22 protein-coding genes are annotated in these 21,344 nt (G+C 69.3%); 10 read left to right on the top strand and 12 right to left on the bottom strand.

What is annotated here, in order from left to right; all coding sequences use genetic code 11:
* Window positions 1-2: 2 nt before the first annotated feature.
* Together ACI6GS_RS21760 and ACI6GS_RS21755 are read left to right on the top strand one after the other, a co-directional pair.
* Complete coding sequence (locus tag ACI6GS_RS21760) at window positions 3-1,055, top strand: response regulator (protein WP_439815574.1); 1,053 nt, start codon at window positions 3-5, stop codon at window positions 1,053-1,055.
* An 86-nt stretch (window positions 1,056-1,141) separates the two neighbouring features.
* On the top strand, window positions 1,142-1,969 hold the full coding sequence (locus tag ACI6GS_RS21755) for an arylamine N-acetyltransferase family protein (protein WP_439815573.1): 828 nt from the start codon (window positions 1,142-1,144) through the stop codon (window positions 1,967-1,969).
* Here the strand turns inward: ACI6GS_RS21755 and ACI6GS_RS21750 are convergent.
* Window positions 1,966-2,481 (bottom strand): endonuclease V, encoded by a 516-nt coding sequence (locus tag ACI6GS_RS21750; protein WP_439815572.1) that lies wholly within the window; start codon window positions 2,479-2,481, stop codon window positions 1,966-1,968. The genes ACI6GS_RS21755 and ACI6GS_RS21750 overlap by 4 nt on opposite strands.
* A gap of 67 nt (window positions 2,482-2,548) precedes the next feature.
* On the opposite strand from ACI6GS_RS21750, the gene ACI6GS_RS21745 reads away from it, so the two are divergent.
* The gene (locus tag ACI6GS_RS21745) at window positions 2,549-3,316 is read left to right on the top strand and encodes a hypothetical protein (protein ID WP_439815571.1); all 768 of its coding nucleotides are present in this window, start codon (window positions 2,549-2,551) and stop codon (window positions 3,314-3,316) included.
* Between the two features lie 4 nt (window positions 3,317-3,320).
* Here ACI6GS_RS21745 and ACI6GS_RS21740 read toward each other — a convergent pair whose 3' ends face one another.
* Window positions 3,321-4,166 carry a C40 family peptidase gene (locus tag ACI6GS_RS21740; protein ID WP_439815570.1) on the bottom strand — a complete coding sequence of 282 codons (846 nt, stop codon included), beginning with the start codon at window positions 4,164-4,166 and terminating at the stop codon, window positions 3,321-3,323.
* Window positions 4,163-6,241, bottom strand: coding sequence for a molybdopterin-containing oxidoreductase family protein (locus tag ACI6GS_RS21735; protein WP_439815569.1), 2,079 nt, complete (start codon window positions 6,239-6,241; stop codon window positions 4,163-4,165). Before ACI6GS_RS21735 ends, ACI6GS_RS21740 begins: the two co-directional genes overlap by 4 nt.
* 53 nt (window positions 6,242-6,294) lie before the next feature.
* Between ACI6GS_RS21735 and ACI6GS_RS21730 the strand changes: the two genes are divergently transcribed.
* From ACI6GS_RS21730 to lpxK, 5 genes are all read left to right on the top strand, one after another.
* The gene (locus tag ACI6GS_RS21730; RefSeq protein ID WP_439815568.1) at window positions 6,295-6,837 is read left to right on the top strand and encodes a Uma2 family endonuclease; all 543 of its coding nucleotides are present in this window, start codon (window positions 6,295-6,297) and stop codon (window positions 6,835-6,837) included.
* Window positions 6,838-6,901: 64 nt separating this feature from the next.
* On the top strand, window positions 6,902-8,683 hold the full coding sequence (locus ACI6GS_RS21725; protein WP_439815567.1) for an ABC transporter ATP-binding protein: 1,782 nt from the start codon (window positions 6,902-6,904) through the stop codon (window positions 8,681-8,683).
* The gene (locus ACI6GS_RS21720) at window positions 8,676-9,413 is read left to right on the top strand and encodes a lysophospholipid acyltransferase family protein (protein WP_439815566.1); all 738 of its coding nucleotides are present in this window, start codon (window positions 8,676-8,678) and stop codon (window positions 9,411-9,413) included. The genes ACI6GS_RS21725 and ACI6GS_RS21720 overlap by 8 nt, the downstream gene beginning before the upstream one ends.
* Window positions 9,410-10,675 (top strand): 3-deoxy-D-manno-octulosonic acid transferase, encoded by a 1,266-nt coding sequence (locus ACI6GS_RS21715; RefSeq protein ID WP_439815565.1) that lies wholly within the window; start codon window positions 9,410-9,412, stop codon window positions 10,673-10,675. Before ACI6GS_RS21720 ends, ACI6GS_RS21715 begins: the two co-directional genes overlap by 4 nt.
* Window positions 10,676-10,686: 11 nt before the next feature.
* Window positions 10,687-11,661, top strand: a complete 975-nt coding sequence (gene lpxK, locus ACI6GS_RS21710; protein ID WP_439815564.1) for a tetraacyldisaccharide 4'-kinase — start codon at window positions 10,687-10,689, stop codon at window positions 11,659-11,661.
* A 6-nt stretch (window positions 11,662-11,667) separates the two neighbouring features.
* Here the strand turns inward: lpxK and ACI6GS_RS21705 are convergent, their stop codons facing one another.
* Genes ACI6GS_RS21705 through ACI6GS_RS21690 form a run of 4 tightly spaced genes read right to left on the bottom strand, consistent with a single transcriptional unit; the run spans window position 11,668 to window position 13,911 of the window.
* A complete protein-coding gene (locus ACI6GS_RS21705; protein WP_439815563.1) occupies window positions 11,668-11,829 on the bottom strand; it encodes a hypothetical protein in 162 nt (53 codons plus the stop codon).
* A gap of 59 nt (window positions 11,830-11,888) precedes the next feature.
* The gene (locus tag ACI6GS_RS21700) at window positions 11,889-12,791 is read right to left on the bottom strand and encodes a lysophospholipid acyltransferase family protein (RefSeq protein WP_439815562.1); all 903 of its coding nucleotides are present in this window, start codon (window positions 12,789-12,791) and stop codon (window positions 11,889-11,891) included.
* Between the two features lie 24 nt (window positions 12,792-12,815).
* On the bottom strand, window positions 12,816-13,010 hold the full coding sequence (locus ACI6GS_RS21695; RefSeq protein WP_439815561.1) for a DUF2093 domain-containing protein: 195 nt from the start codon (window positions 13,008-13,010) through the stop codon (window positions 12,816-12,818).
* A gap of 31 nt (window positions 13,011-13,041) precedes the next feature.
* Entirely contained in the window at window positions 13,042-13,911 is an 870-nt protein-coding gene (locus ACI6GS_RS21690) for a GNAT family N-acetyltransferase (protein ID WP_439815560.1), read from the bottom strand.
* Window positions 13,912-14,244: 333 nt separating this feature from the next.
* Here ACI6GS_RS21690 and ACI6GS_RS21685 point away from each other — a divergent pair, with 333 nt between their 5' ends.
* Both ACI6GS_RS21685 and lepB read left to right on the top strand, forming a co-directional pair.
* Complete coding sequence (locus ACI6GS_RS21685; RefSeq protein ID WP_439815559.1) at window positions 14,245-15,012, top strand: class I SAM-dependent methyltransferase; 768 nt, start codon at window positions 14,245-14,247, stop codon at window positions 15,010-15,012.
* A gap of 4 nt (window positions 15,013-15,016) precedes the next feature.
* On the top strand, window positions 15,017-15,709 hold the full coding sequence (gene lepB / locus ACI6GS_RS21680) for a signal peptidase I (protein WP_439815558.1): 693 nt from the start codon (window positions 15,017-15,019) through the stop codon (window positions 15,707-15,709).
* A 16-nt stretch (window positions 15,710-15,725) separates the two neighbouring features.
* Here lepB and ACI6GS_RS21675 read toward each other — a convergent pair whose 3' ends face one another.
* The 5 genes from ACI6GS_RS21675 to ACI6GS_RS21655 form a co-directional block, all read right to left on the bottom strand.
* Complete coding sequence (locus ACI6GS_RS21675) at window positions 15,726-15,911, bottom strand: hypothetical protein (protein ID WP_439815557.1); 186 nt, start codon at window positions 15,909-15,911, stop codon at window positions 15,726-15,728.
* Window positions 15,912-15,998: 87 nt separating this feature from the next.
* A complete protein-coding gene (locus tag ACI6GS_RS21670) occupies window positions 15,999-17,102 on the bottom strand; it encodes an LLM class flavin-dependent oxidoreductase (protein ID WP_439815556.1) in 1,104 nt (367 codons plus the stop codon).
* A 127-nt stretch (window positions 17,103-17,229) separates the two neighbouring features.
* Window positions 17,230-18,639, bottom strand: coding sequence for an amidase (locus ACI6GS_RS21665; RefSeq protein ID WP_439815555.1), 1,410 nt, complete (start codon window positions 18,637-18,639; stop codon window positions 17,230-17,232).
* Between the two features lie 232 nt (window positions 18,640-18,871).
* Complete coding sequence (locus ACI6GS_RS21660; protein ID WP_439815554.1) at window positions 18,872-20,419, bottom strand: acyl-CoA synthetase; 1,548 nt, start codon at window positions 20,417-20,419, stop codon at window positions 18,872-18,874.
* A gap of 532 nt (window positions 20,420-20,951) precedes the next feature.
* Window positions 20,952-21,338 (bottom strand): DUF6285 domain-containing protein, encoded by a 387-nt coding sequence (locus ACI6GS_RS21655; RefSeq protein WP_439815553.1) that lies wholly within the window; start codon window positions 21,336-21,338, stop codon window positions 20,952-20,954.
* Window positions 21,339-21,344: the final 6 nt, after the last annotated feature.

Raw genomic sequence — 21,344 nt, 5'->3', positions numbered from 1 at the left:
ACATGCGCATCCTCTACATCGACGACGACCCGGTCCTGTCGCGGCTGGTGCAGAAGACGCTGGGGCGCGAAGGCTTCAGCGTCTCGCTCTGCCATTCGCCGCAGGAGGGACTGTCGGCGATCGGCGAGGGCCGCTTCGACGCCATCGCGCTCGACCACTACATGCCGGGCCAGGATGGGCTGGAGACGCTGGAGGCGATCCAGAAGCTGGACCGCCCGCCGCCTGTGGTCTACGTCACCGGCTCCAGCGAAAGCCGGCTGGCGGTCGCGGCGCTCAAGGCTGGCGCCACTGACTATGTAACCAAGGACGTGCAGGGCGAGTTCATGTCCCTGTTGGGTGCGGCGCTGCGCAGCGCCATCGACCAGGTGCGCCTGCGCCAGGAGCGCGAGCGCGCGGTGCAGGACCTGGCCCAGGCCCTGGAGCGGGCCGAGCGGCTGGCCGCCGACCGCGAAATGCTGCTGCGCGAGGTGACGCACCGCGTCGCCAACAGCCTGCAGGTGATTGCGTCCATCCTTCAGCTCCAGGCCTCCGGCGCCGACGACAGCGCGCGCAAGGTCCTGCTGGAGGCGCGGGACCGCGTCTTTGCTGTGGCCGCCGTGCATCGCCGCCTCTATGACAGCGAGGACGGGATGAGCGTCCCCGTCTCGGTCTATCTCGACGGCCTGGTGGACGAGATCCGCCGCAGCCATGGCGATCCCGACATCTCCATCAGGGCGGATGGCCCCACGGTCGATATCGGCGCCGACCGCGCCGTGGCGCTGGGCATCATCGTGACCGAGCTGCTGCTGAACGCCCTCAAATATGCCTATCCGGATGGCCAGGGTCCGATCCGCATCACCTTCCGCCATGCGGGGGAGGAGGGAGAGGTCGCGGTGGAGGACGACGGCGTGGGCCTGTCCGGGTCGGGGGTGAAGGGCAGCGGCCTTGGCATGCGCATCGTCAGCGGCATGGCCAGCACCCTGCGCGGCAGCGTGCAGCACGACCAGCAGCACAGCCACGGCACCCGCCACGTGATCCGCTTTCCCGTGGACGCTCCCGAACGGCGCGTCGCCTGAGGCGGCAGCGGCAGCGGTCACTGGCTGGCCAGCCGCCCGTGCGCTAAGGACTGCGCCGCCGCCGCGCGGACTCACCCGGACGCATGATGACCCCTGCCTTCACCCTCGCCCCCGACCAGCTCGACACCTATCTGGCGCGGATCGGCCTTGCCGACCGCCCGGCCGCCAACCTGGACGGGCTGCGCGCCGTGCATCGGGCCCACGCCCATGCCTTTACCTGGGAGATGCTGGACGCGTTCATGGGCTGGCCCTCCAGCCTGGATCCGCGCGCGGCGCACGCCAAGATGGTGCGCGGTCGGCGTGGCGGCTGGTGCTACGAGATGAACGGCCTGCTGGGCGCGGCGCTGGCAGCGCTGGGCTACCGCGTCACCCGCCTGTGCGGCGGCGTCCGGCGCGCGGACCTGGGCGATGCCATGGTCGGCAATCACTTGAGCCTGCGCGTGGATCTGGACACGCCGTGGCTGGCTGACGCCGGCCTGGGCGATGCCCTGGTCGAGCCCATCCCGCTCGCCGTGGGCGAGGCGACCCAGGGCCATTTCCGCTTCGCGATCGAGGCGGCGGACGGGCCCTGGCTGCGCTTCCGCAACCACCCGCACGGGGCCGCCACCAGCTTCGACTTCCAGCCGGCCCATGCGGACGAGGCGATGCTGGAACAGGCGCAAGCCTTCCTGCTGCAGGATCCGGGCTCGCCCTTCGTCAACAACCTGGTGATCCAGCGCCACGCCCCAGGCCGGGTGGACGGCATCATCAATGCCACGCGCCGCACGGTCACCGCCGCCGGGCTGGAGCAGCACCCCATCGCCGGCCTGGCCGAATTCCGCGACCTGCTCGCCGATCTCCACGGCCTCAGCGTGCCGGACGCGGCCCCGATCTGGGACAAGGTCCAACGCATCGGTGCCAAGGCCTTCGACTAGGCGGCTTCCCGGCAGGCCCGGTCGACGGCGCCAAGCAGCGTGGGAAGCCGGTTGGCGCCGTGCATGGTCCGGATCCTGGCTCGTGCTTCGTCCTGGTCCATGCCGATGGCGGTGACATGGAGCGGGCGTGCGCTGCGGCCGCGCAGGACCTCTGCCTCCGCGGGCGAATCGCGAAAGCGGGACTTCGCCACCCCCACGACCGGGATCCTGCCGCCCAGGGCCTGGAACAGGTGGGCGCCCAGGCCCGGCCGGCCCGCGGCGTCCAACGTCACATGGCCGTCGATGACGACGATCCGCGGCGGCACGGGACAGGCCTGAACCACCGCCACTATGCAAGGCAGTTCGCGCTCATAGAAGGCGCCGGGACGATAGGGCTGGACGCCGGAGAGGCGGCGGATGATCGTCTGGACCGGGCAATCGGCGGCCCAGTCGGGGAACAGCACGCCGGCGGCGACAGCGTCCCCCCCGTCGCGATAGTCCACATCCACCGCCAGGATCATCGACGCATCCATGGTCTCACCCTGCATCCGATCCCCGTTCGCCCAGGCGCTCGAAGCCTACGGCCTGACGCGTTGCTCGGTGACCGTCTCGGCAACGGGAGCGCGCACGATCTGGATCGGCCTACCCGTCGCGATCGGCGATGCACGGGTCCCGCTCGACGCGGTCCCGGATGCGCCCCGGGCCCTGAACTTCGCCGAAGCGCCGCTCCAGGCCGACCTGATCGCAGTGCTGGCATCCAGCCCGGAGGCGGCCACGCTGGAGCACCTGTTCATCGGCACGTCCCACGACTATGCCCGGAAACTGGAAAAGCAGAAGGCTGGGGATGCGTTGGCCATGGCAGACGGGGTCGGTGCCCTGGCGCGCGGCCATTTTCCCGCCTTGCGCTGGCTGTCGCTGGGCGACATGGAACTGCTCCACAACGGCCATCGCCTGCTGGGCCGCATCGGCGACGTCACGCACGTCTTCGCCGCAGCGCCGCACCTGGAAGAATTGACGCTTCAGGGGCAGTTCAGCCTGAAGCACCCAGTGCGCCATGAGTCCCTGCGCCGGTTGGAGGTCGACCTGGACGATATCGGCGTCTCTGGCGGGCCGCTGAGCCAGGCGACGGTCACCAACCTGCTGTCGTCGCACCTGCCGATGCTGCGCGAATTGCACCTGTCGTTGGACGAGCAGGACCTGACGACCGACTACGACGTGCCTGATGCGTTGCTGACGGGGGACGGCATGGCGGCGCTGCTCAGCCTGAGCATGGACCGCCTGACGCCGGACGCGCATTCCCGGCTGCGGGCCTGGGCGGCGGCCCGCGGCATCCCCACCGCCGACCTCAGCAGCGGCATCCGGGCCTGAGGGCTCAGAGCCGCTTCACGGCCGTGATGGCCGGGCGGCCGGGCGATTCCTGCGTGACGCGGGCCAGAAGTGCCGACAGCGGCTCGATCGTCACCGCCAGGGCAAAGCCGTTGGCGTGCAGGACGGTCTGCGCGTCCAGGGCGATCGCGACATGGCCGGGGGAAAACACCAGGTCGCCGCGCCGTTCCGGTTGGCCGCTGACGACGGCTGTACCCAGCGCCCGCTCCTGCATGTCGCTGTCGCGGGGACAGGCAACACCCGCCCGCTCCAGCGCCAATTGGACCAGCCCGGAACAGTCGATCCCGAACGGCGTGCGACCGCCCCAGACATAGGGCACGCCCAGCAGGCGCAGCGCCTCCGCCACCCAGTCGGGATGCGTGGCATCGAGCGGTTCCAGGTGCCGGGCATGGAGCCAGCCATGGGCCAGCCGGGCCCAGCGACCCTCATCCGCTTCCACCCGCACCAGCGCCGACAGCGGCAGGGACGCCAGGGGCTGGGTGCGGATGTCGGGCGCCGGGTACAGGTGGCTCATTAGGGCCGCGACCCGGTGCGTGTGGGCAAGAGGTGGGCCAAGCGCCGCCTCGGGCACGAAGCCGACATAGCCATCCCGTGTCGCCTGGCCCCAGGCAAAGCCGCCGACGCGCTCATAGACGACGAACGCCTCGCCCAGCAGCAACTCGGTCAGGTTCGGCGCGGCCGGGTCCGGCCGCCCGGTGACGGACACATGGGAGCGCAGGCAGGTGGCGGGCTCGCCCTCCACGAAGCGCGTCGCATCCACCTGGCCCATCATGTGCCGGGCAGCGATACCGTCGCGCACCGGCGTCACCCGGGGATCGAAGCTGGCGCTCATGCTGCGGCCGGTTCCGCCTTCAGCCACACGGCGGTGTCGTGGAAGGGGGCGCCACCGGCCGGTGGCGTGGCATCGGCACCGGTCAGGGTGTTGATCCCCATGCCCCCTTCATAGGCTCCATTGGGCCACAGCGTCTCCACCACCACGACGCCCGGCTGCACCCCGTCGAACAGGGTGGCATGGACGACGACGCTGCCCCGGTCATTGCCCAGGCGCACCCGCGTGCCCTCGGCAATGCCGGCCTGCGCGGCGTCGCCCGGGTGCACCATGACGGTCGGCCGCTTCTCCCGCATGACGGAGCCCGGCGTCTCGGTGAAGGAGGTATTGAGGAACTGGCGCGCCGGAGCGGTCACGAGGCGGAAGGGGGCTTCGGCACGGCTGGCGTCGATCACGTCCCATTGGTCGGGCAGGCTGGGCAGGCCGGCCCCCGTGCCGCCCAGCTTCGCCCAGGGTGGGCTGAAGCGGAACTTGCGGTCGGGCGTCGCAAAGCCGTCCAGGAAATGCGCCGTCGCGAACGGCAGGGCCTTGTCGTAGCCACCGGCATCCACGATCGCCTGCGCGCCGGGCAGGCCGGATGCGGCCAGCGTCGCCTCGATCAGGTCGCGCTCGCTCATGCTGAAGCTGGCATGGACGCCGCCCAGTCGCTGGGCCAGGGCATTGACCACGTCGTGGTTGCTGCGAGCCTCGCCCGGCGGTTCGACCACTTTCAGGCCGATATGCACGAAGGTGTGGCCGCCGCCCTTGTAGATGTCGTCATGCTCCAGGAACGTCGTCGCGGGCAGGACGATGTCCGCGTACGTCGCCGTGTCGGTCATGAACTGCTCGTGCACGCACAGGAACAGGTCCTCGCGCGCGAACCCTTGCGCCACCTTGGCCGATTCGGGGCAGACGACGGCCGGGTTGGTGTTCTGCACGATCATCGCCGTGACGGGCGGGCCATCGCCCAGGGCCCAGCGCTCGCCCAGCAGGATCGGGCCCAGCTGCGACTGGTCCAGCGCCCGAATCCCCCGGCGCCGCACGTCGAGGCCAAGCAGCAGCCGCTCGTCCAGCGCATAGAGGTCGGCGTTGGAGAACAGCGCGCCGCCGCCTTCGTATTGCCAGGCCCCGGTGACGGCGGCCAGGCAACTTGCGGCGTGCATCGCGACTGCGCCGTTGCGGCTGCGGGTGAAGCCATAGCCCAGGCGCAGGAAGCTGCGCTTGGTCCGGCCATAGAGTGCCGCGAAATCCTCAATCTCCGCGACCGACAGGCCGGTGATGGCCGATGCCCATTCGGGGCCGCGGGCCGCCAGGTGCGCCTCCAGCAGCGCCGGCTGGTCAGTGTGACTTGCCAGGTAGTCGCGGTCGGCATGGCCGTCGCGGAAGCAGACGTGCATCACGGCACAGGCCAGTGCCGCGTCCGTGCCCGGCCGCAGCATCAGGTGCATGTCGGCAACCTCTGCCGTGCCCGTGCGATAGGGGTCGATGACGACCAGCTTCGCCCCGCGGCCCTTTCGCGCCTTGGCGATGTGGGTCATCACGTTGACCTGGGTCGCGACCGGATTGCCGCCCCACATCACGATCAGGTCCGACTGCTGCATCTCGCGCGGGTCGACGCCGCGGCAGGTCCCGGTCCCCGCGCTGTACCCCACCCGGGCGACGGTGGAGCAGATCGTCGTCTTCTCCTCCGAATAGCCCATCGCGTGGCGCAGCCGGTTGAGCGCATAGATCTGCACCAGGCCCATCGTGCCGGCGAAGAAATAGGGCCAGACCGCCTCGGCCCCATGGGTCCGCTCCGCCGCCTGGAAGCGGTGCGCGACCTCGTCCAGGGCCTCGTCCCAGGAGATGGGGGCGAACTGTCCCGATCCCTTGGGCCCGGTGCGGAGCAGCGGCTGGGTCAGGCGCGCCGGATGGTGCTGGCGCTCGCTATAGCGGGCAACCTTGGCGCAGACGACGCCCGCGGTATAGCTGTTGGCGCCCAGGCCACGCACCCGCCCGATCCGCCGCGGGTCCAGGCGCTCGACCTCCAGCACGCATTGCGATGGGCAGTCGTGCGGGCACACCGACCGCCGGATCTCGATCTCACCATCCCTCGGCATGACGCAAGCCTAGCCCCCCGCCGCCGCGCCGTCGATGTGGTAGAGTGGGACGCATGGCCCAGACCCTGACCCATCCCGTGACCGTCGACGCCTTCCTGGCATTTGAGGGCGAGCGGGACACGCGCTACCAGCTCATCGATGGTGCGATCGTCGCGATGGCGCCAGCGCATCAGATTCATGGCCGATTGGCGACCAGGCTCGCATCTATCATCAGCCGTCACGTTCGGCTGCCATGTGAGGCAATCCGAGAGGCGGGCATCCGCCTTCCTGAAAACGATACGAACTTCTACGTGGCCGATGTCGCATACACATGCGAGCAACCTGAGACGCCGTGGGTGGAGGCGCCAAGGCTGGTAATCGAGGTTCTGTCGCCATCGACCGAGCTTCAGGACCGAGGCATCAAGCTGGGCGGGTATTTCCAGCATTCTGCGATCGAGGAGATCGTGCTTGTCGCCACGCGGCATCGGCGGGTCGATGTTTTTCGCCGGTCGGACAGCTGGGCGCCGGAGGTGGTGATCGGCTCGGGCAGTGTGCGGCTGGAGAGTGTCGGCGTCGACCTCAGCCTGGACGAGCTCTACGCCGGGCTGGATCTGTAGCCGCGGCGCTCGCGACCTTGTGGCGTGTCGCAGCCCTGGGCGGATGGGCTATGGTCCGCGCGCGATGGCCGACGCCCAGCAGACACCCGTTCCGGAACACCGCTCCGCCCCGCTGATCTGGCGGCTGGTGCGCTATTCGGTGCGCCCGCACCTGGGCACGCTGATCGCGGCGGCGCTGATGATGGGCGTGGTCGCCGGGACGACGGCGGCGCTGGCCTGGCTGCTGGAGCCGGCGGTCGACCAGATCTTTGTCGCCCGCGATGCCCGCATGCTCTACCTGGTGCCGCTGGCGATCATCCTCGTCAACGTGGTCAAGGCCCTGGCCGATTATGGCCAGAGCGTGCTGATGAACCGGGTCGGCCACCGCATCGTGTCGGACACCCAGGTGCAGATGTTCGACCACCTCATGCGCGCCGATCTTGCCTGGCTCAATGCCGTGAACTCGGCCCGGCTGCAGTCCAGCTTCCTCTATGACGTGGTCCTGCTGCGCGAGGCGGTGAGCAAGGCGATCACCGGTGCGGCGCGTGACCTGATTTCGGTCGTGGCGCTGGCCGGCGTCATGATCGTTCAGAACTGGCGCCTGGCCATTATCGGCCTGGTCATCGTGCCCTTTGCCGGGCAGGCCATGCGCCGCCTGGGCAAGCGCATGCGCAAGGCCTCGACCGCGGCGCAGGAGGAGACAGGCACGCTGACCGTCCTCATCGACGAACGCCTGGCCGCTGCCCGCCTGGTCAAGATCCACGGGATGGAGACGGCGGAGACGACCCGCGTGGCCGGCGCCATCGACCGGCGCATGGCGCACATCATGAAGACGGTGGCGACGCGCGCCGCCGCGTCGCCCGTGACGGACGTGCTGGGCGGCCTCGCCATTGCCGGCGTCATCCTCTATGCCGGGCTGGAGGCGCAGGCCGGCAACATGACGCTGGGCGCGCTGTCGTCCTTCCTGGCCGCCATGCTGATGGCCTACCAGCCGTTGAAGAGCCTGGCCAACATGAACACGGCGATGCAGGAGGGGTTGGCCGCGGCGGTCCGCATCTTCGCCATCCTGGATGTCGAGCCGACGATCCGCGACAGGGCCGACGCGCCCGCCCTGAGAATCGCGAAGGGGGAGATCCGCTTCGAAGGTGTCCGCTTCCACTATGGCGACGGGACCAGCGCGCTGGACGGGGTCGACATCACGGTGCCCAGCGGGGCGCGGGTTGCCCTGGTCGGCCCGTCTGGCGCCGGCAAGACGACGTGCCTCAACCTCATCCCCCGGTTTCACGATCCCAGCGCCGGGCGCGTCCTGATCGACGGGCAGGACATCGCGGCCGTCTCGCTCGCCTCGCTGCGGGCAGGGATCGGCCTCGTCACGCAGGAGACGCTGCTGTTCGACGACAGCGTGGCCGCCAACATCGCCTATGGCCTGCCCAACGCCACACGGGCGGATATCGAGCAGGCCGCCCGCGACGCCGCGGCCCATGACTTCATCATGCGCCTGCCCGATGGCTATGACACGCTGGTGGGGGAGGCTGGCGTGCGCCTCTCGGGCGGCCAGCGCCAGCGCCTGGCGATTGCCCGCGCCATGCTGCGCGACCCGCCCATCCTGCTGCTGGACGAGGCGACCTCTGCCCTTGACCCGGAGTCCGAGCGCCAGGTCCAGGCGGCGCTGACCCGCCTGTCGACGGGTCGAACGACCGTCATCGTGGCGCACCGCCTGTCCAGCGTGGTCGATGCCGATCGCATCTATGTCCTGGATCGCGGCCGGGTGGTCGACAGCGGCAGCCATCCCGAGCTGGTGGCGCGCGGCGGGCTTTACGCCTCCCTCTATGCCGAAACCCGGCTGGTCGAGGCTGTCGATGGCTGACGCCCCCGCGGGCCTGGACCAGGAGGTGACGCCGCTGCGCCTGTCGCAGCGCCTGCTGGTGCGGATCGCCGCCCTCTATATCCGTCTGGTCTGGGCGACCAGCCGCTGGACCACGATCCGGGGGGAGGTTCCGGCCGGCCTGGTGGCGCAGGGCCAGCCCTTCCTGGTGGCCTTCTGGCACGGGCGCATGCTGCTGATGCCGCCGGCCTGGTGGCCGCATGGCCATGTCCGGTTCAACATGCTGATCTCTCAGCACAAGGACGGCGAGCTGATCGCCCGGACCATGCACCGTGTCGGCATCGGCACCGTGCGCGGTTCCACCAGCAAGGGGGGCGACACGGCGCTGCGCGCGATGATCAAGGCGCTGCGCCGGGGCGAAGTCGTGGGCATCACGCCGGACGGCCCGCGCGGTCCCCGCATGCGGGCCAGCGAAGGCGTGGTCAGCCTGGCCCGGCTGGCCGGGGTGCCCGTCGTGCCCACGACATTCTCGGCGACCCGGTCAAAGCGCCTGGGCTCATGGGATCGCTTCGTGGTCGCCTGGCCCTTCCAGCGCGGCATCCATGTCTGGGGCGAACCGATCACCGTGCCCCGCGACCTGACGCCTGAGCAGGCGGAGGCCAAGCGCCAGGAGATCGAGGACGCCATCAACGCCGTCTGCGCGGAGGCCGACCGCCTGTGCGGCATGGACCCCGTGGCGCCGGCCCCGCCGGCCGTGGCGCCCCCGCCATGATCGGCGCCTGGCGCACGCTGGCCACCCTGGGCGGTCCGCTGCTCTCGCTGTGGCTGCGCCGCCGCGTGGCCCAGGGCAAGGAGGACCCCGCCCGCCTGGCCGAGCGCAAGGGCATCGCCAGTGTCCCCCGCCCGGCCGGCCCCGTCGCCTGGTTCCACGGCGCCAGCAATGGGGAGGCGCTGTCCCTGCTCCCCCTGGTCGAGCACTACCAGGCGCAGGGCGTGACCTGCCTGGTGACGACCGGCACGTTGACCTCGGCCCGGCTGATGGCCAGGCGTCTGCCGCGCGGGGCGATCCACCAGTTCGTGCCCCTGGACCGCCCGGCCTGGGCCCGGCGCTTCCTGGACCATTGGCGACCCGCCCTGGCGGTGTTCGTCGAATCGGAGCTGTGGCCGACACTGCTGCTGGAGGCTAAGGGCCGCGGCGTGCGCCTGGCGCTGCTCAATGCCCGGATGTCGGTGCGCAGCCATCGCGGCTGGCAGCGTGCGCCCGGGCTGGCGCGCCGCCTGCTCTCCAGCTTCGATGCCGTGCTGGCGCAAGGGGAGGGGGACGCCACGCGCCTGCGCGACCTGGGGGCCGTGCGCGTCGCGCTGGCGCCCAACCTGAAGCTGGCCGCCAGCCCCCTGCCGTTCGAGGCAGGCGCGCTCGACCAGTTGACGCGGGAGATCGGCCGGCGCCCCGTGTGGCTGGCCGCCAGCACCCATCCGGGTGAGGAACTCCGCATTGCCGCGGTGCATCAGGCGCTGCTGCCCCGTTTCCCCGACCTGCTGACGATTGTCGTGCCGCGTCATCCCGGCCGTGGCGACGCCCTGGCAGCGGCCCTGGCCGAGGTGCTGGGCGGCCCCGTGGCCAGGCGCGCGCGCGGGGACGCGCTGCCCGTCCCGGCCGGCCTGTATCTGGCCGACACGCTGGGTGAACTGGGCCTGTTCTATCGCGCCGTGCGCCTGGTGCTGATGGGCGGCACGCTGGTGCCGGTCGGCGGGCACAATCCGCTGGAGCCGGCGATCCTGGGCTGTGCCGTCATGGCGGGACCTTACATGGCGAATTTCGGCGGCACGGTCGACCTGATGGGCGAGGCCTTGCTGCGCGTTGCGGACGACGCGGCGCTGCAGGCCCGCCTGGCCGGCCTGCTGGCCGATGCGGGTGCGGTGGCCGCGGCGGGCACGCTTGCCCGGCAGAAGGCGGAAGGAGCGGCCCAGGGCGTGCTGGACGCCGCCCTGGCCGCCCTCGACCCCCTGCTGGCCGCCGGTCCGGCTGCCTGAGGGGCAGGGCGGTGCGGGCCCCCGGCTTCTGGACGACGGGGGGCTGGCCGGCTGCGGCCCTGCAGCCCCTGGCCTGGGTTAATGCGGCCGGCGGTGCCCTGCGCCAGGCCTGGACCCGCCCGGCACGGGCGGCCGTCCCCGTGATCTGCATCGGCAATGTCGGGGCCGGCGGCGCCGGCAAGACACCGACGGCCCGGGCTGTCGCCGCGCGCCTGCGCGGCCTGGGGCTTGAGCCGGCGTTCCTGTTGCGCGGCCATGGCGGGCGCGCGCGCGGACCGCTTCTGGTCGATCCGGCCCGCCACGACGCCGCCCATGTGGGGGACGAGGCGCTACTGCTGGCCCGCGATGCCCCCACGATCGTCGCCCGGGACCGCGTCGCGGGGGCCGCCGCCGCCGCCGCCGCCGGCGCCGGCGTCATCGTCATGGACGATGGCTTCCAGAACCCGGCATTGGCCAAGACCGGTGCCATCCTGGTCGTCGATGCGCCGGTGGGCCTGGGCAATGGCCGGGTCATCCCCGCAGGCCCCCTGCGGGAGCCGCCGGCCCGGGCGGCGGCGCGGGCCGATGCGGTCCTGCTCGTCGGTCCCGGAAACGTGCCGTCCGCGCTGGCGGGCCTGCCATTGCTGCGCGCCACGCTGGAGCCGCTGGCGGGTGCGCTGGACCTGGCCGGGCGACCGGTCCTGGCCTTTGCCGGGATTGGCCGTCCGCAGAAGTTCTTCGACACGGTCGCGGGCCTGGGCGCCCGGCTGGTGGGCCAGGTCGCCTTCCCCGACCATCACCCCTATGCGCCGATGGAGGTGATGCGCCTGGTGGAGGCCGCGGCGGCACAGGACGCCCTGCTCCTCACGACGGAAAAGGACGCCGTCCGCCTGCCGCCGGAGGCCCGGCCGATGGTCCAGGTCCTGCCCGTCACGCTTCGCCTGGCCGAGCCCGCGGGGCTCGACCGCCTGCTGGGCGACATCCTTGCCCGTCACGCGACGGGCTGAGCCGCTTCAGGACGCGAGCAGGAAGCGCCAGGCCGGCCCGTCCGTGAAGTCCGCCTCGGCCAGCGGGATGCGCTGCACCTGCGGTGCTTCCCAGGCCAACCGGACGGTGTCCGGGGTGGTGGCCGTGACGACGGACGGTGGGCAGGGTGGGAGCGCGTCAGCGTGCATGTCGGGGATCCATTCTGGGCGCCCAGGGTACACGGGCGCGCCGCCGCTGTCCGGCCTCTTCAGTCCTTCCACCGCTTGTGCTGCCACAGCCATTGCTCGGGGTGCTGGCGGATCCAGGATTCGATCATCGCCGTCGCCTGGGCGGTGACCAGGCGGGTCGACTCCTCGGTGACGCCCCCTTCGGGCAGGACCAGGGCGGGGTGGTAGATCACGCGAAAGCGCGCTCCCCGGGTTCGCACGACCTGGACGGGGATGACCGGGCAGCGATAGCGCAGGCCGCACACCGCCAGGATCGGCGTCGTCATGGCGGGCCGGCCAAAGAACGGCACCTCGATCCCGTTGTTCATCTTCTGGTCGATCAGCACGCCGATGCGCCCGCCATGGCGCAGGACCGAAAGGATCTGCCCGGCCGCGCGCATCCCCTTGGGCACCAGGTCCTCGCCCAGGCTTTCGCGCATGCGCTCGATGCGGCGGCCGATATGGGGGTTGTTGGGCTCGCGATAGATCAGCGTCATCCGCTCGTTGAAGCGCACGACGGGCAGGGCGGCGACCTCCCAGTTCGCCAGGTGGGCGCTGAACGCGACGTTGGCGCCATGGCGCGCCACCTCGACATTCTCCTGGCCCTCGAACGTGATGCGGTCGGTGCTGCGGTCCAGTTCCTCCAGGTGGAAGTACTCGGCCGCGGTCCGGCCCAGGTTCTCCCACGCGCCCTTCAGGATGCGTTGGCGCTCGGCTTGGCTCAGTTCGGGCATGGCACGCGCCAGGTTCCGGTCCATGCGCCGATGCAGGCCCAGCCACGGGCCGACGGCGCGCGTCAGGGCACCGCCCAGCCAGGACGCGGCATCCAGCGGCAATGCGCCCAGCAGGGCCATCACCGGCAGGGCCAGGGCTGCCTCGACGGCCCAGCGGATGCGTCGCCGCAGGGGCCAGACGCGCGCGGGCGCGCCCGATTTCAGGGCCATGATGACGGCAGCGGGACGGGGTGCCTAGTCGGCCTGGCGCGCCTTGTCCGCGATCTCGGCGCTGGCATAGGGCTCCTGCCGCGGCACGCTCCAATAGCGCAGCGCCTCCAGCGGAATGCGCTGCCCGGTCACGGCGCAGACCACGTGCGAGCCCGGCCACAGCACCGTGAAGCGGCCCATTTCATAGCGCAGGCGCGCGGGGTTGGTCGCGGAATCCATTGTCTTGCTCATTGCACGCAGGTGGTGACGCTCAAACCTCGGGCCGTGCCGGCTTTCGCCCCAGGTGGGTATGGTAGCGGTTCCGGATCCGCGCGACCGGCAGCAGGATGAAGCAGTCGGTCGTGCGGAACTGCCGGTCGATCACGGCGCCGTCGCCGATATGGGCGCCCAGGCGCAGGTAACCCTTGATCAGCGGTGGCGTGGCGCGCAGGGCCGCGCGCATGTCGACCTGTTCGCGCGGCAGGCGGTTCATCGGCACATAGAGTTCGGGCTTGGCCCGCACGGCGATCTCGGCCGGGCAGGGAAACTCGTAGTGCAGATAGGACAGCGGCATCGCGATCGCGTCCGGGTCCGTGCCTCCGAACGACGCGCAGCCGAACATGTAGGTGATCTGGTGCGCCAGGTTATAGGCGACGATGCCGCGCCACAGCAGCTGGATCGTGGCATTGGTGCGATAGTCGGCATCGACGCACGACCGCCCCAGTTCCAGCAGGCGGTCCTGCGGCCGGACATTGGCCAGGAAGCGGTGCAGGTCGTACTCGCTGCTGGAATAGTAGCCGCCATGGTCGCGCGCCACTTCGTGCCGCAGCAGGCGATAGGTGCCGACGACCGCCTCGGCCGCGGGCCGCGTGTGGTCCAGCACCAGCAGGTGGTCGCAATAGGCGTCGATCGGGTCGAAGTCGCGCCGGTCGCGGCGCATCACCTCGGTCGGCTCGGCGCCCATCTCCTCATAGAAGACGCGATAGCGCAGGGCCTGCGCCGCCGCGATTTCCTGCGGGTCGGCCGCCAGGCGCACCTCCAGCGAGCCGCTGCTGCTCATGGCAACACCGGGTGGGGGCAGGACCACCGGTTCGGTCGCCTCGGCCTCCGTGGTCACGGTCATCGGCTGCGGCAGCGCCATGGGACGCGACGGGTCATGTGGGGATCAGGGACCAAAGCGCGCCAGACGGGCCACCCATCGGGCCGACCGGACGGGACATGACCGGCCGCGACAGGATCGGGCCTGGCGAAGTGCAGTCTGGACAACATCAGTGACGGTCTCGCATGCGGTGGGTCTGTCTGCAAGTCGGCCTGATGCGGCATCGGTCGCGGGCATCGGGACCTCCGGAGCGGGATCGTGGAGCATAGAGCATCCGGCCAGCGGGTAGAAGGCATGTGCGCGCGGTCGTCCGCGGCGGACGGACCAATGCCGCCCCTTGCGCAAGGTTGCAGCCCGGCGCTAAGGACTGCGCGCATGAATGCCGACGCCGGGACCGTCCCGCCCAATGCCCAGCCGGGGGCGCCCTGTCCCGTCTGCGGTTCCAGCCGCGTCGGGCCATTTGCCGCGCGCGATGGCTTCGCGGTGGTGCGCTGCGCTGCATGCGGCTTTGCCTTCGTCGATCCGATGCCTGGGACGGAAGTCATAGCGGCCCTTTATGACGATGCGTATGACGGTGCCTCCAGCGGCTATTTCGCCAAGGCCGGGGCCAAGCTGGCGCGCGCCCGCGGCCGCCTGCGCCAGTTGCGCCGCCACGTCCGCTCCGGGCGTTTCCTCGACGTCGGCGCCAATGCCGGCTTCATGACCGCCGCCGCGGCCGAGGCGGGGTTCGAGGCGGTGGGGGTCGAGCCGGATGCCGTCTCCGTCCGCTATGCCCGGGAAAATTTCCCGAAGGCCCGCTTCCTGCAGGGCCTGCTGGGCGACGTCGCGGCCGACCTGGGCGGCCCCTTCGACCTTGTCTATTGTTCCGAGGTGATCGAGCACACGCCCGATCCCAATGGCTTCGTCGAACAGCTGCGCGCGGTGATGAAGCCGGGTGCCGTCCTGTTCCTGACCACGCCCGACCTTGGCCATTGGCGCAGGCCGCGCGACCTGATGCGCTGGGACGCCTTTTGCCCGCCCTCGCACCTGCTCTATTTCTCGGGCCGCAATCTGGTCCTGCTGCTGGAACGCCACGGCTTCCAGATCGTGCGCCGAAGGCTCGCGATCAAGCCCGGCATCAAGCTTCTTGCCCGCCGGGGGTGAGATCGTGGCCTGGGGGAGACGGCTGAGCGCAGTCCTAGCCGCCGTGGCACTGGCCTCGGTCGCGACACGGGCGAAGGCGGTCGACGCATTGGCGACGGCACCGATGGCAGGTGGCCTGAGTGTCGGGACTGGCCTGCTGGTCCCTGGCCCTTGGCTCCAGGTGCAGGCGCAATGGGAAGGCTTCCGTATCCCCGGCCTGTCGATGGTGCCGACCCTGCGGCAGGGAGACTACATCCTGGCGCGTCGACGCGACTATGACGCCCAGCCGCCCGGCCGGGGTGATATCGTGGTCTTCGATGCCCAGGGAGCCGCCTATGTGAGACGGATCGTGGCGCTCGGCGGCGACAGGATCGCCATGCGGCATGGGCAGGTCGTGCTCAACGGGACACCTCTCGTGCGGCGCCAGCGCGGCGACGAGCAGGGTGTTCCGCTCATCCTGGAAGAGCTTGCCGATGGCCGAACGATCCGCCTGCTGGGCAGCGACGGCGACGGTCCCCTGGACACGATGGCCGAAATGACAGTGCCCCCCGGCACCGTCTTCGTGCTGGGGGACAACCGGGCCAACAGCGCCGACAGTCGAACGCAGGACATCGGCTTCGTGCCGATCACAGCCCTGCGACATGAGCCGGTACTCGTGTTCTGGTCAGCCGATCCGCTGCGCCTCTGGCGCAGGCTGTACGACGCCGGCCAGGATTAGCCCGCGGTCGCTCCTGCTACTGCTCGGCCGGCACACAGGCGGCCGAGAATGCCTTGCCCTTCTGCTCCGTGTTCCAGTCGTTCAGCTGGGTGATGACGGCCGAGCAGGTGTTGCAGGTCATGCTCTCGGCCGTGACGCTGGGCTGGCCGTCGGGGCCCCAGCTCATGATCGTCAGCACGCACGCGGTGATCGTCGAAGCCATGCCAGCCTCCCCTCCAGGTTTGGATCGATCCTGGAGGGGGAGGCGTTTGCAGCAGCTTAACGCTGGCGCCACCGCAGGCGCGGCGCGTTACTCCGCTGCCTGGGCGTAGTCGATCAGGGGCTTGGCCTCGACCTTCTTGAGTTCGGGCAGGACCTCCTTGGCGAACAGGCGCATGTTGGCCTCGGCCATGTCCCAGGGCATGCCGGCATAGGAGAAGACGCCGTTGAAGGCGCCGGCGCCCGAATGGCCGCGGCACTTCATGATCTTGTCGTAGCACATCTCGGGCGTGCCCCAGATCTGGATCGACAGGAAGAACTCGACCATCTCGTCCGCACCATCGGCCGAGGCGGCGCGTTCGGCCATGGCCTTGTAGGACTCATAGCCCTTGGTCTTGGTCAGGTAGTCGGCATTGAACTCGTAATGCGCGATCACCGTCTTCCAGTAGCCGCCGATATACTTGCGGGCCATCTCCTCGGCCCGGCCGGCATCCTTGTCGCAGAAGGTCCAGCCGCCCATGATCGGGGCCGGGGCCTCGAACCCGTTCACCTTGCGGAAGATGGCGCGGTAGTTGGCGAGCTCGGCCTCGACCACGTCCCAGGGCTTTTGCGGGATGATCAGGATGCCGACGCCCAGCTTGGCCATGATCTCGACCGACTCGGGGCTGACGGCGGCGGCATAGGTCCGGCCCTTGAAGCTGCTCTTGGGCGCCGGGCGGATGTCGCGGCGGACCTGCTTGATGTACTGGCCGTCGTATTCGCAGTAGCCACGCTCCAGGCCGGTCAGGATCATCTCCGCCGACTCGACAAAGCGTTCCCGCGCGGTGTTCTGGTCGATGCCAAAGCCTTCGAACTCGATCCGGGCCAGGCCGCGGCCCAGCCCCAGGATGAAGCGGCCGTCAGACATCAGGTCCAGCATCGCGATCTCTTCCGCGACGCGCATCGGATCGTGCCAGGGCAGAACCACGACCATGGAGCCGACCCGGACGTTGGGGCAGCGTCCGGCGATGTAGCTGAGGAACTGCAGCACGTCCGGGCACATCGTGTAGGCATCGAAATGATGCTCGACACCCCAGATGGATTCGAAGCCGAGCGTGGCGCCCAGTTCCGCCAGCTTCAGTTCGCGCTGGTAGACCTCGTGATCGGTGCGCTTGGGATCGGTGCCCTGGAAGATCGAGGCAAGTCCGACATGCATGGCGATTTCCTCCCGGTGCGGCGTCTTCGACGATCGCTCTGGCTTTCATGACGCCGCAACGGGGGGCTCCGCACAAGTCAAAAGTGCGGAGCGACGCTCCGGAATTGACAGTGTTCAGAGGCTGGTTTCAGAGGTCGGGGCGCCGCGTGTGCCAGTCGGTCGCCTGCTGGAAGGCGTGACCGGCCCGCAGCAGCAGATCCTCCGCCAGATGCGGACCGATCAGCTGCACGCCGATGGGCAGGCCGTTGCGGTCGACGCCGGCCGGCAGCGTGATGGTTGGGCTGCCCGAGGCATCGAACGGCATGGTGAAACGGGCCAGGCGCAGCAGGCCCGCGTCCTCCTCCATCAACTCGCCCAGGCCCCGCACGGTCGGCAGGCGCATGGGAATCGCCGGCTGGATCACCACGTCGACCGCGTCGAACAGGGCGGCGACGCGGCCGGCGAAGTCGGCGCGGACGCGCTGCGCGCGGATCAGGTCCATGCCGCCGATCTGGTTGCCGGCAGCCAGCAGGGGGGCCAGCGGCGGTCCGTAGTCGGCAGCGCGCGAGGGGTAGGTCTCGGCATGGCTGGCGGCGGCATCGACGGCGATGATGATACGCCCGGCCTCCAGCACATCCTCAACCGCAGGAAAGTCGATGGGCACGATGCGGGCCCCATGGGCCAGCAGGACGGCCAGCATCTCGTCCAGGGCGCCCACGACCTCATCGTCGCTGCCGTCCTCGATATGGCGCCGGTCGACCCCGATCCGCAGGCCCTTCAGCGCCAGCGCGGGATGATGGGCCAGCGCCGCGGCATAGTCCGGGACGGGCGCCCGCAGGCAGGTGAAATCCGCCTCGTCCGCGCCGGCGATGACCTGCAGGACCAGGGCCGCATCCTCGGCCGAGCGGCACATGGGTCCGACATGGTCGAAGCTCTCGGACAGGGCAAAGACGCCATGCCGGCTGACCCGGCCCCAGGTCGGCTTCAGGCCCGTCAGGTTGCAGGCGGTGGAGGGAAAGCGGATCGAGCCGCCGGTGTCGCTGCCCAGCGAGCCGTAGCACAGGCCCGCCGCCGTCGCGACGCCGGAGCCGGAGGACGAAGCGCCGGTCCAGTAGTCGGCGTCCCAGGGGCTGACCGGCGGGGTGACGCTGGGGTGATGTTCCAGCATCGCCCCTTCGGTCAGTTCCAGCTTGCCCAGGATGGGGGCGCCGGCCAGGCGAAAGCGCTGCACCACGGTCGCATCGTGCGGTGCCATCCAGCCGCGATGGATCGCCGTTCCCGCCGCGGTCGGCGCATCGGTCGTGAAGCACAGGTCCTTCACGGCGATGGGCACGCCGTGCAGCGGGCCGCGCACCTGGCCACGGGCCAGTTCGCGGTCCGCCTGCTCTGCCGCCGCGCGGGCAATGGCTGGCGTTACCGTGGCATAGGCATGGAGACGCGGCTCAAGTGCTGCGATCCGGTCCAGGATCGCCTCGGTCACCGCGGTCGAGGTCAGGCTGCCATGCCGGATCGCGGCGGCGACCTTCGCCAGCGACCAGTAGTGAAGATCCTGCGCCATTGCCCGCCCCCTGTTCGTCCCGCCCGCAACTATGGCAGATCGGAACGGCGGGGGGAGCCCCCTGGCGGGGCAAGCGGACATGATGGGCAAGCATCCTTCGAGACGCGCCTTCGGCGCTCCTCAGGATGACGACCGTTGGGAATTACCAAGAAAAAACAACGGCGTCATGCTGAGGAGGGCGCCTTGGCGCCCGTCTCGAAGCATCCGGTGCAACGGTGCCGCCCGCCCTGCCTCAGATGCGGCGGTCAAGGCCCTCCCAGAAGGGCTCGCGGATCTTGCGCTTGAAGATCTTGCCCGAATCCTCGCGGGGCAGGGTGTCGCGGATCTCCACATGGCGCGGCACCTTGTAGCCGGCGACGCGCTCGCGCAGGTGTGCCTTGATCCCGTCGATGGTCAGGCTGCTGCCGCCTTGCGGCTGCACGATGGCGCAGACCTGCTCGCCCATCTCGTCATCGGGAATGCCGAACACGGCACAGTCGGCGACCCCCGGCATCTTCAGCAACTCGGCCTCGATCTCGGCCGGGTAGATGTTGACGCCGCCCGAGATGATGATGTCGCTCGACCGGCTGGACAGATAGAGGAAGCCGTCGCCGTCCAGGTAGCCGATGTCGCCCAGCGAGATCAGGCCCTGCTTCTCGGCCCGCGCCCGCTTGGCATCGTCGCCGTGATAGGTGAAGTCGGCATAGTCGGCCATCCGGCCGATCACCTCGCCCACGGCCCCCGTCTCGCACTCGCGCCCCTCGGCGTCGATCACGCGCACGGTCGCCCCCTCCATGGCACGGCCGACCGTGCCCGGATGGGCCAGCCATTCCTGGGCCGTCGCATAGGTGATGGCGCCCGTCTCCGTCCCGCCATAGTGCTCGTCGATGATGGGGCCCCACCACTCGATCATGGCGTGCTTGACCGCGACCGGGCAGGGGGCGGCACCGTGCATCACGAACCGGAGGGAGGAGACGTCGTACTTGCGCCGAACGTCTTCGGGCAGCTTCAGCAGGCGCACGAACATGGTCGGCACCGCCAAAAGGTGGGTGACGCGGTACTTCTCGATATTGGCCAGCATCGTCTCCGCGTCGAAGCGCGGCATCAGGACCATGTTGGCGGCATTGCGGAAGAACGCACCCGTCCAGCCATTGGGGGTCGAGTGGTACATGGGGGCGCCCGCCATGGCGACCACCTGGTCCATGCGGTCCTCGAACCCGGCCATGCCGAAGATCTTGGCCATCATGCGCTGGCCGGCGGCGGCCTGGGCCTCGTTCGGCGGCTGGCGGCGCACGCCCTTGGGGTGGCCCGTCGTGCCGGAGGTATAGATCATCGAGCCCGGCGGCTCGGCCGGTCCCGTCAGCTTCGGCGGGAAGGGGGCCAGCCACTTGTAGAAATCGGTCATGCCCGGCGGCACGGCACAGTCCGCGGCAGCGACGTTATAGGCGGCGGCCAGTTCGGGGGGCGTCGGCACGACAAAGACCGGGATGCCCGCCGGCACGGCGGCCTGGATCTTCCGGTACAGGTCGGCGTGGATGACGATCGCCTTGGCGCCCGAATTCTGGAAGACGTAGGCCGCCTCGTCCGCCGAATTGTGCCAGTTGACGGGGGTCACATAGGCGCCGACCAGGCCCGCCGCCACGCTCGCCTCCAGGAAGGCGAAGTCGTTGCGCAGGAAGATGGCGACGACGTCGCCCGCCCCGATTCCCAGGCTTTCGAAGCCGGACCCGGCGCGGGCCGCGCGGTCGGCCAGGTCTGCATTGGCGATGACGCGGTTGCCGGACCGTACCCAAGCTGCCATGCGTTCTCTCCCGAATTGTTCTTGTTAGCCCACTACGTTCAGCACGAAATCATTCATCGTCACCAGAGGAGGTATTTCGATAAATCCCAGTAACGTCATGAATGAAAAAAAAATAAAAACATAGAGTATTGGAAATACATACTGAGGAAAAGGTGCGATGCCGAATAGCTTCTGATTTAGAAATATCAACGGCCCAATTATTAAAATTGAAATAAGATACATCCATCCAATACAATAAGCTAAATAGAAAAATAATACTACATCTATTGGTGTAGCTATAAAGTAAAATGCGGAATAGATGTAGCCGGTTGGGCCTTTGTAGATTTCAAACAGAAGATTTGGATTGATAGATGATATGACTTTGTTGTTCATGTATAGGGTGTGAAGTAACGACGACAGTAATATTGACCAAAGCGCAATTGGCCAAAATGGGAGCGCATCAAGTATGCCCCGTTCCAACATTGTATAGATCCCAAAGTGGGTGATGTCGCTTGATGGTAGATACGACCTACCATCAAGCTCATCTCGATATTTAGCCCGGCTGCACGCCCTCCTCCAGGCTGCGGCGGTAGGCGGAGTAGTTTGGCTGGTCGATCGCGACCTTGGTCATCGTCGTTGCCCACAGGTGATCGGCCAGGCCCGGCGTGTCGAGCGTGATCGAGCCTTCCGCGATTCTGGCGCACAGCTGGCGGTTCAGCGCGTCGAGCGTGCCCTTGGCGTCCAGCAGTGCTTCAAGCCGCGCCTGCTCGGCCACGTTGGCGGCGGGTGCGATGTCCAGTTCGCGGCGGATGATGTCGATCGCATTGGCGGCCACGCGCGCATGGAACGCGGTATGGCCCTGGAGCTGGGGCATTGCATGATCGCGGATGAAGGCCGCAATGGCGCCCAGGAGCTCGTTCGCGGTAGGTGCGTCCTGCATGGGTTC

The organism is Zavarzinia sp. CC-PAN008 (genome assembly GCF_051903925.1).
Taxonomy (GTDB): Bacteria; Pseudomonadota; Alphaproteobacteria; order Zavarziniales; family Zavarziniaceae.
This window is presented reverse-complemented; position numbering and strand designations above follow the sequence as displayed.

Excerpts from the sequence above, each read along its gene's own strand:
- ACI6GS_RS21760 (WP_439815574.1), top strand. The coding sequence starts at position 3 with ATGCGCATCCTCTACATCGACGACGACCCGGTCCTGTCGCGGCTGGTG.
- ACI6GS_RS21755 (WP_439815573.1), top strand. The coding sequence starts at position 1,142 with ATGACCCCTGCCTTCACCCTCGCCCCCGACCAGCTCGACACCTATCTG.
- ACI6GS_RS21750 (WP_439815572.1), bottom strand. The coding sequence starts at position 2,481 with ATGGATGCGTCGATGATCCTGGCGGTGGATGTGGACTATCGCGACGGG.
- ACI6GS_RS21740 (WP_439815570.1), bottom strand. The coding sequence starts at position 4,166 with ATGAGCGCCAGCTTCGATCCCCGGGTGACGCCGGTGCGCGACGGTATC.
- ACI6GS_RS21735 (WP_439815569.1), bottom strand. The coding sequence starts at position 6,241 with ATGCCGAGGGATGGTGAGATCGAGATCCGGCGGTCGGTGTGCCCGCAC.
- ACI6GS_RS21730 (WP_439815568.1), top strand. The coding sequence starts at position 6,295 with ATGGCCCAGACCCTGACCCATCCCGTGACCGTCGACGCCTTCCTGGCA.
- ACI6GS_RS21725 (WP_439815567.1), top strand. The coding sequence starts at position 6,902 with ATGGCCGACGCCCAGCAGACACCCGTTCCGGAACACCGCTCCGCCCCG.
- ACI6GS_RS21720 (WP_439815566.1), top strand. The coding sequence starts at position 8,676 with ATGGCTGACGCCCCCGCGGGCCTGGACCAGGAGGTGACGCCGCTGCGC.
- ACI6GS_RS21715 (WP_439815565.1), top strand. The coding sequence starts at position 9,410 with ATGATCGGCGCCTGGCGCACGCTGGCCACCCTGGGCGGTCCGCTGCTC.
- ACI6GS_RS21705 (WP_439815563.1), bottom strand. The coding sequence starts at position 11,829 with ATGCACGCTGACGCGCTCCCACCCTGCCCACCGTCCGTCGTCACGGCC.
- ACI6GS_RS21700 (WP_439815562.1), bottom strand. The coding sequence starts at position 12,791 with ATGGCCCTGAAATCGGGCGCGCCCGCGCGCGTCTGGCCCCTGCGGCGA.
- ACI6GS_RS21695 (WP_439815561.1), bottom strand. The coding sequence starts at position 13,010 with ATGGATTCCGCGACCAACCCCGCGCGCCTGCGCTATGAAATGGGCCGC.
- ACI6GS_RS21690 (WP_439815560.1), bottom strand. The coding sequence starts at position 13,911 with ATGGCGCTGCCGCAGCCGATGACCGTGACCACGGAGGCCGAGGCGACC.
- ACI6GS_RS21685 (WP_439815559.1), top strand. The coding sequence starts at position 14,245 with ATGAATGCCGACGCCGGGACCGTCCCGCCCAATGCCCAGCCGGGGGCG.
- ACI6GS_RS21675 (WP_439815557.1), bottom strand. The coding sequence starts at position 15,911 with ATGGCTTCGACGATCACCGCGTGCGTGCTGACGATCATGAGCTGGGGC.
- ACI6GS_RS21670 (WP_439815556.1), bottom strand. The coding sequence starts at position 17,102 with ATGCATGTCGGACTTGCCTCGATCTTCCAGGGCACCGATCCCAAGCGC.
- ACI6GS_RS21665 (WP_439815555.1), bottom strand. The coding sequence starts at position 18,639 with ATGGCGCAGGATCTTCACTACTGGTCGCTGGCGAAGGTCGCCGCCGCG.
- ACI6GS_RS21660 (WP_439815554.1), bottom strand. The coding sequence starts at position 20,419 with ATGGCAGCTTGGGTACGGTCCGGCAACCGCGTCATCGCCAATGCAGAC.
- ACI6GS_RS21655 (WP_439815553.1), bottom strand. The coding sequence starts at position 21,338 with ATGCAGGACGCACCTACCGCGAACGAGCTCCTGGGCGCCATTGCGGCC.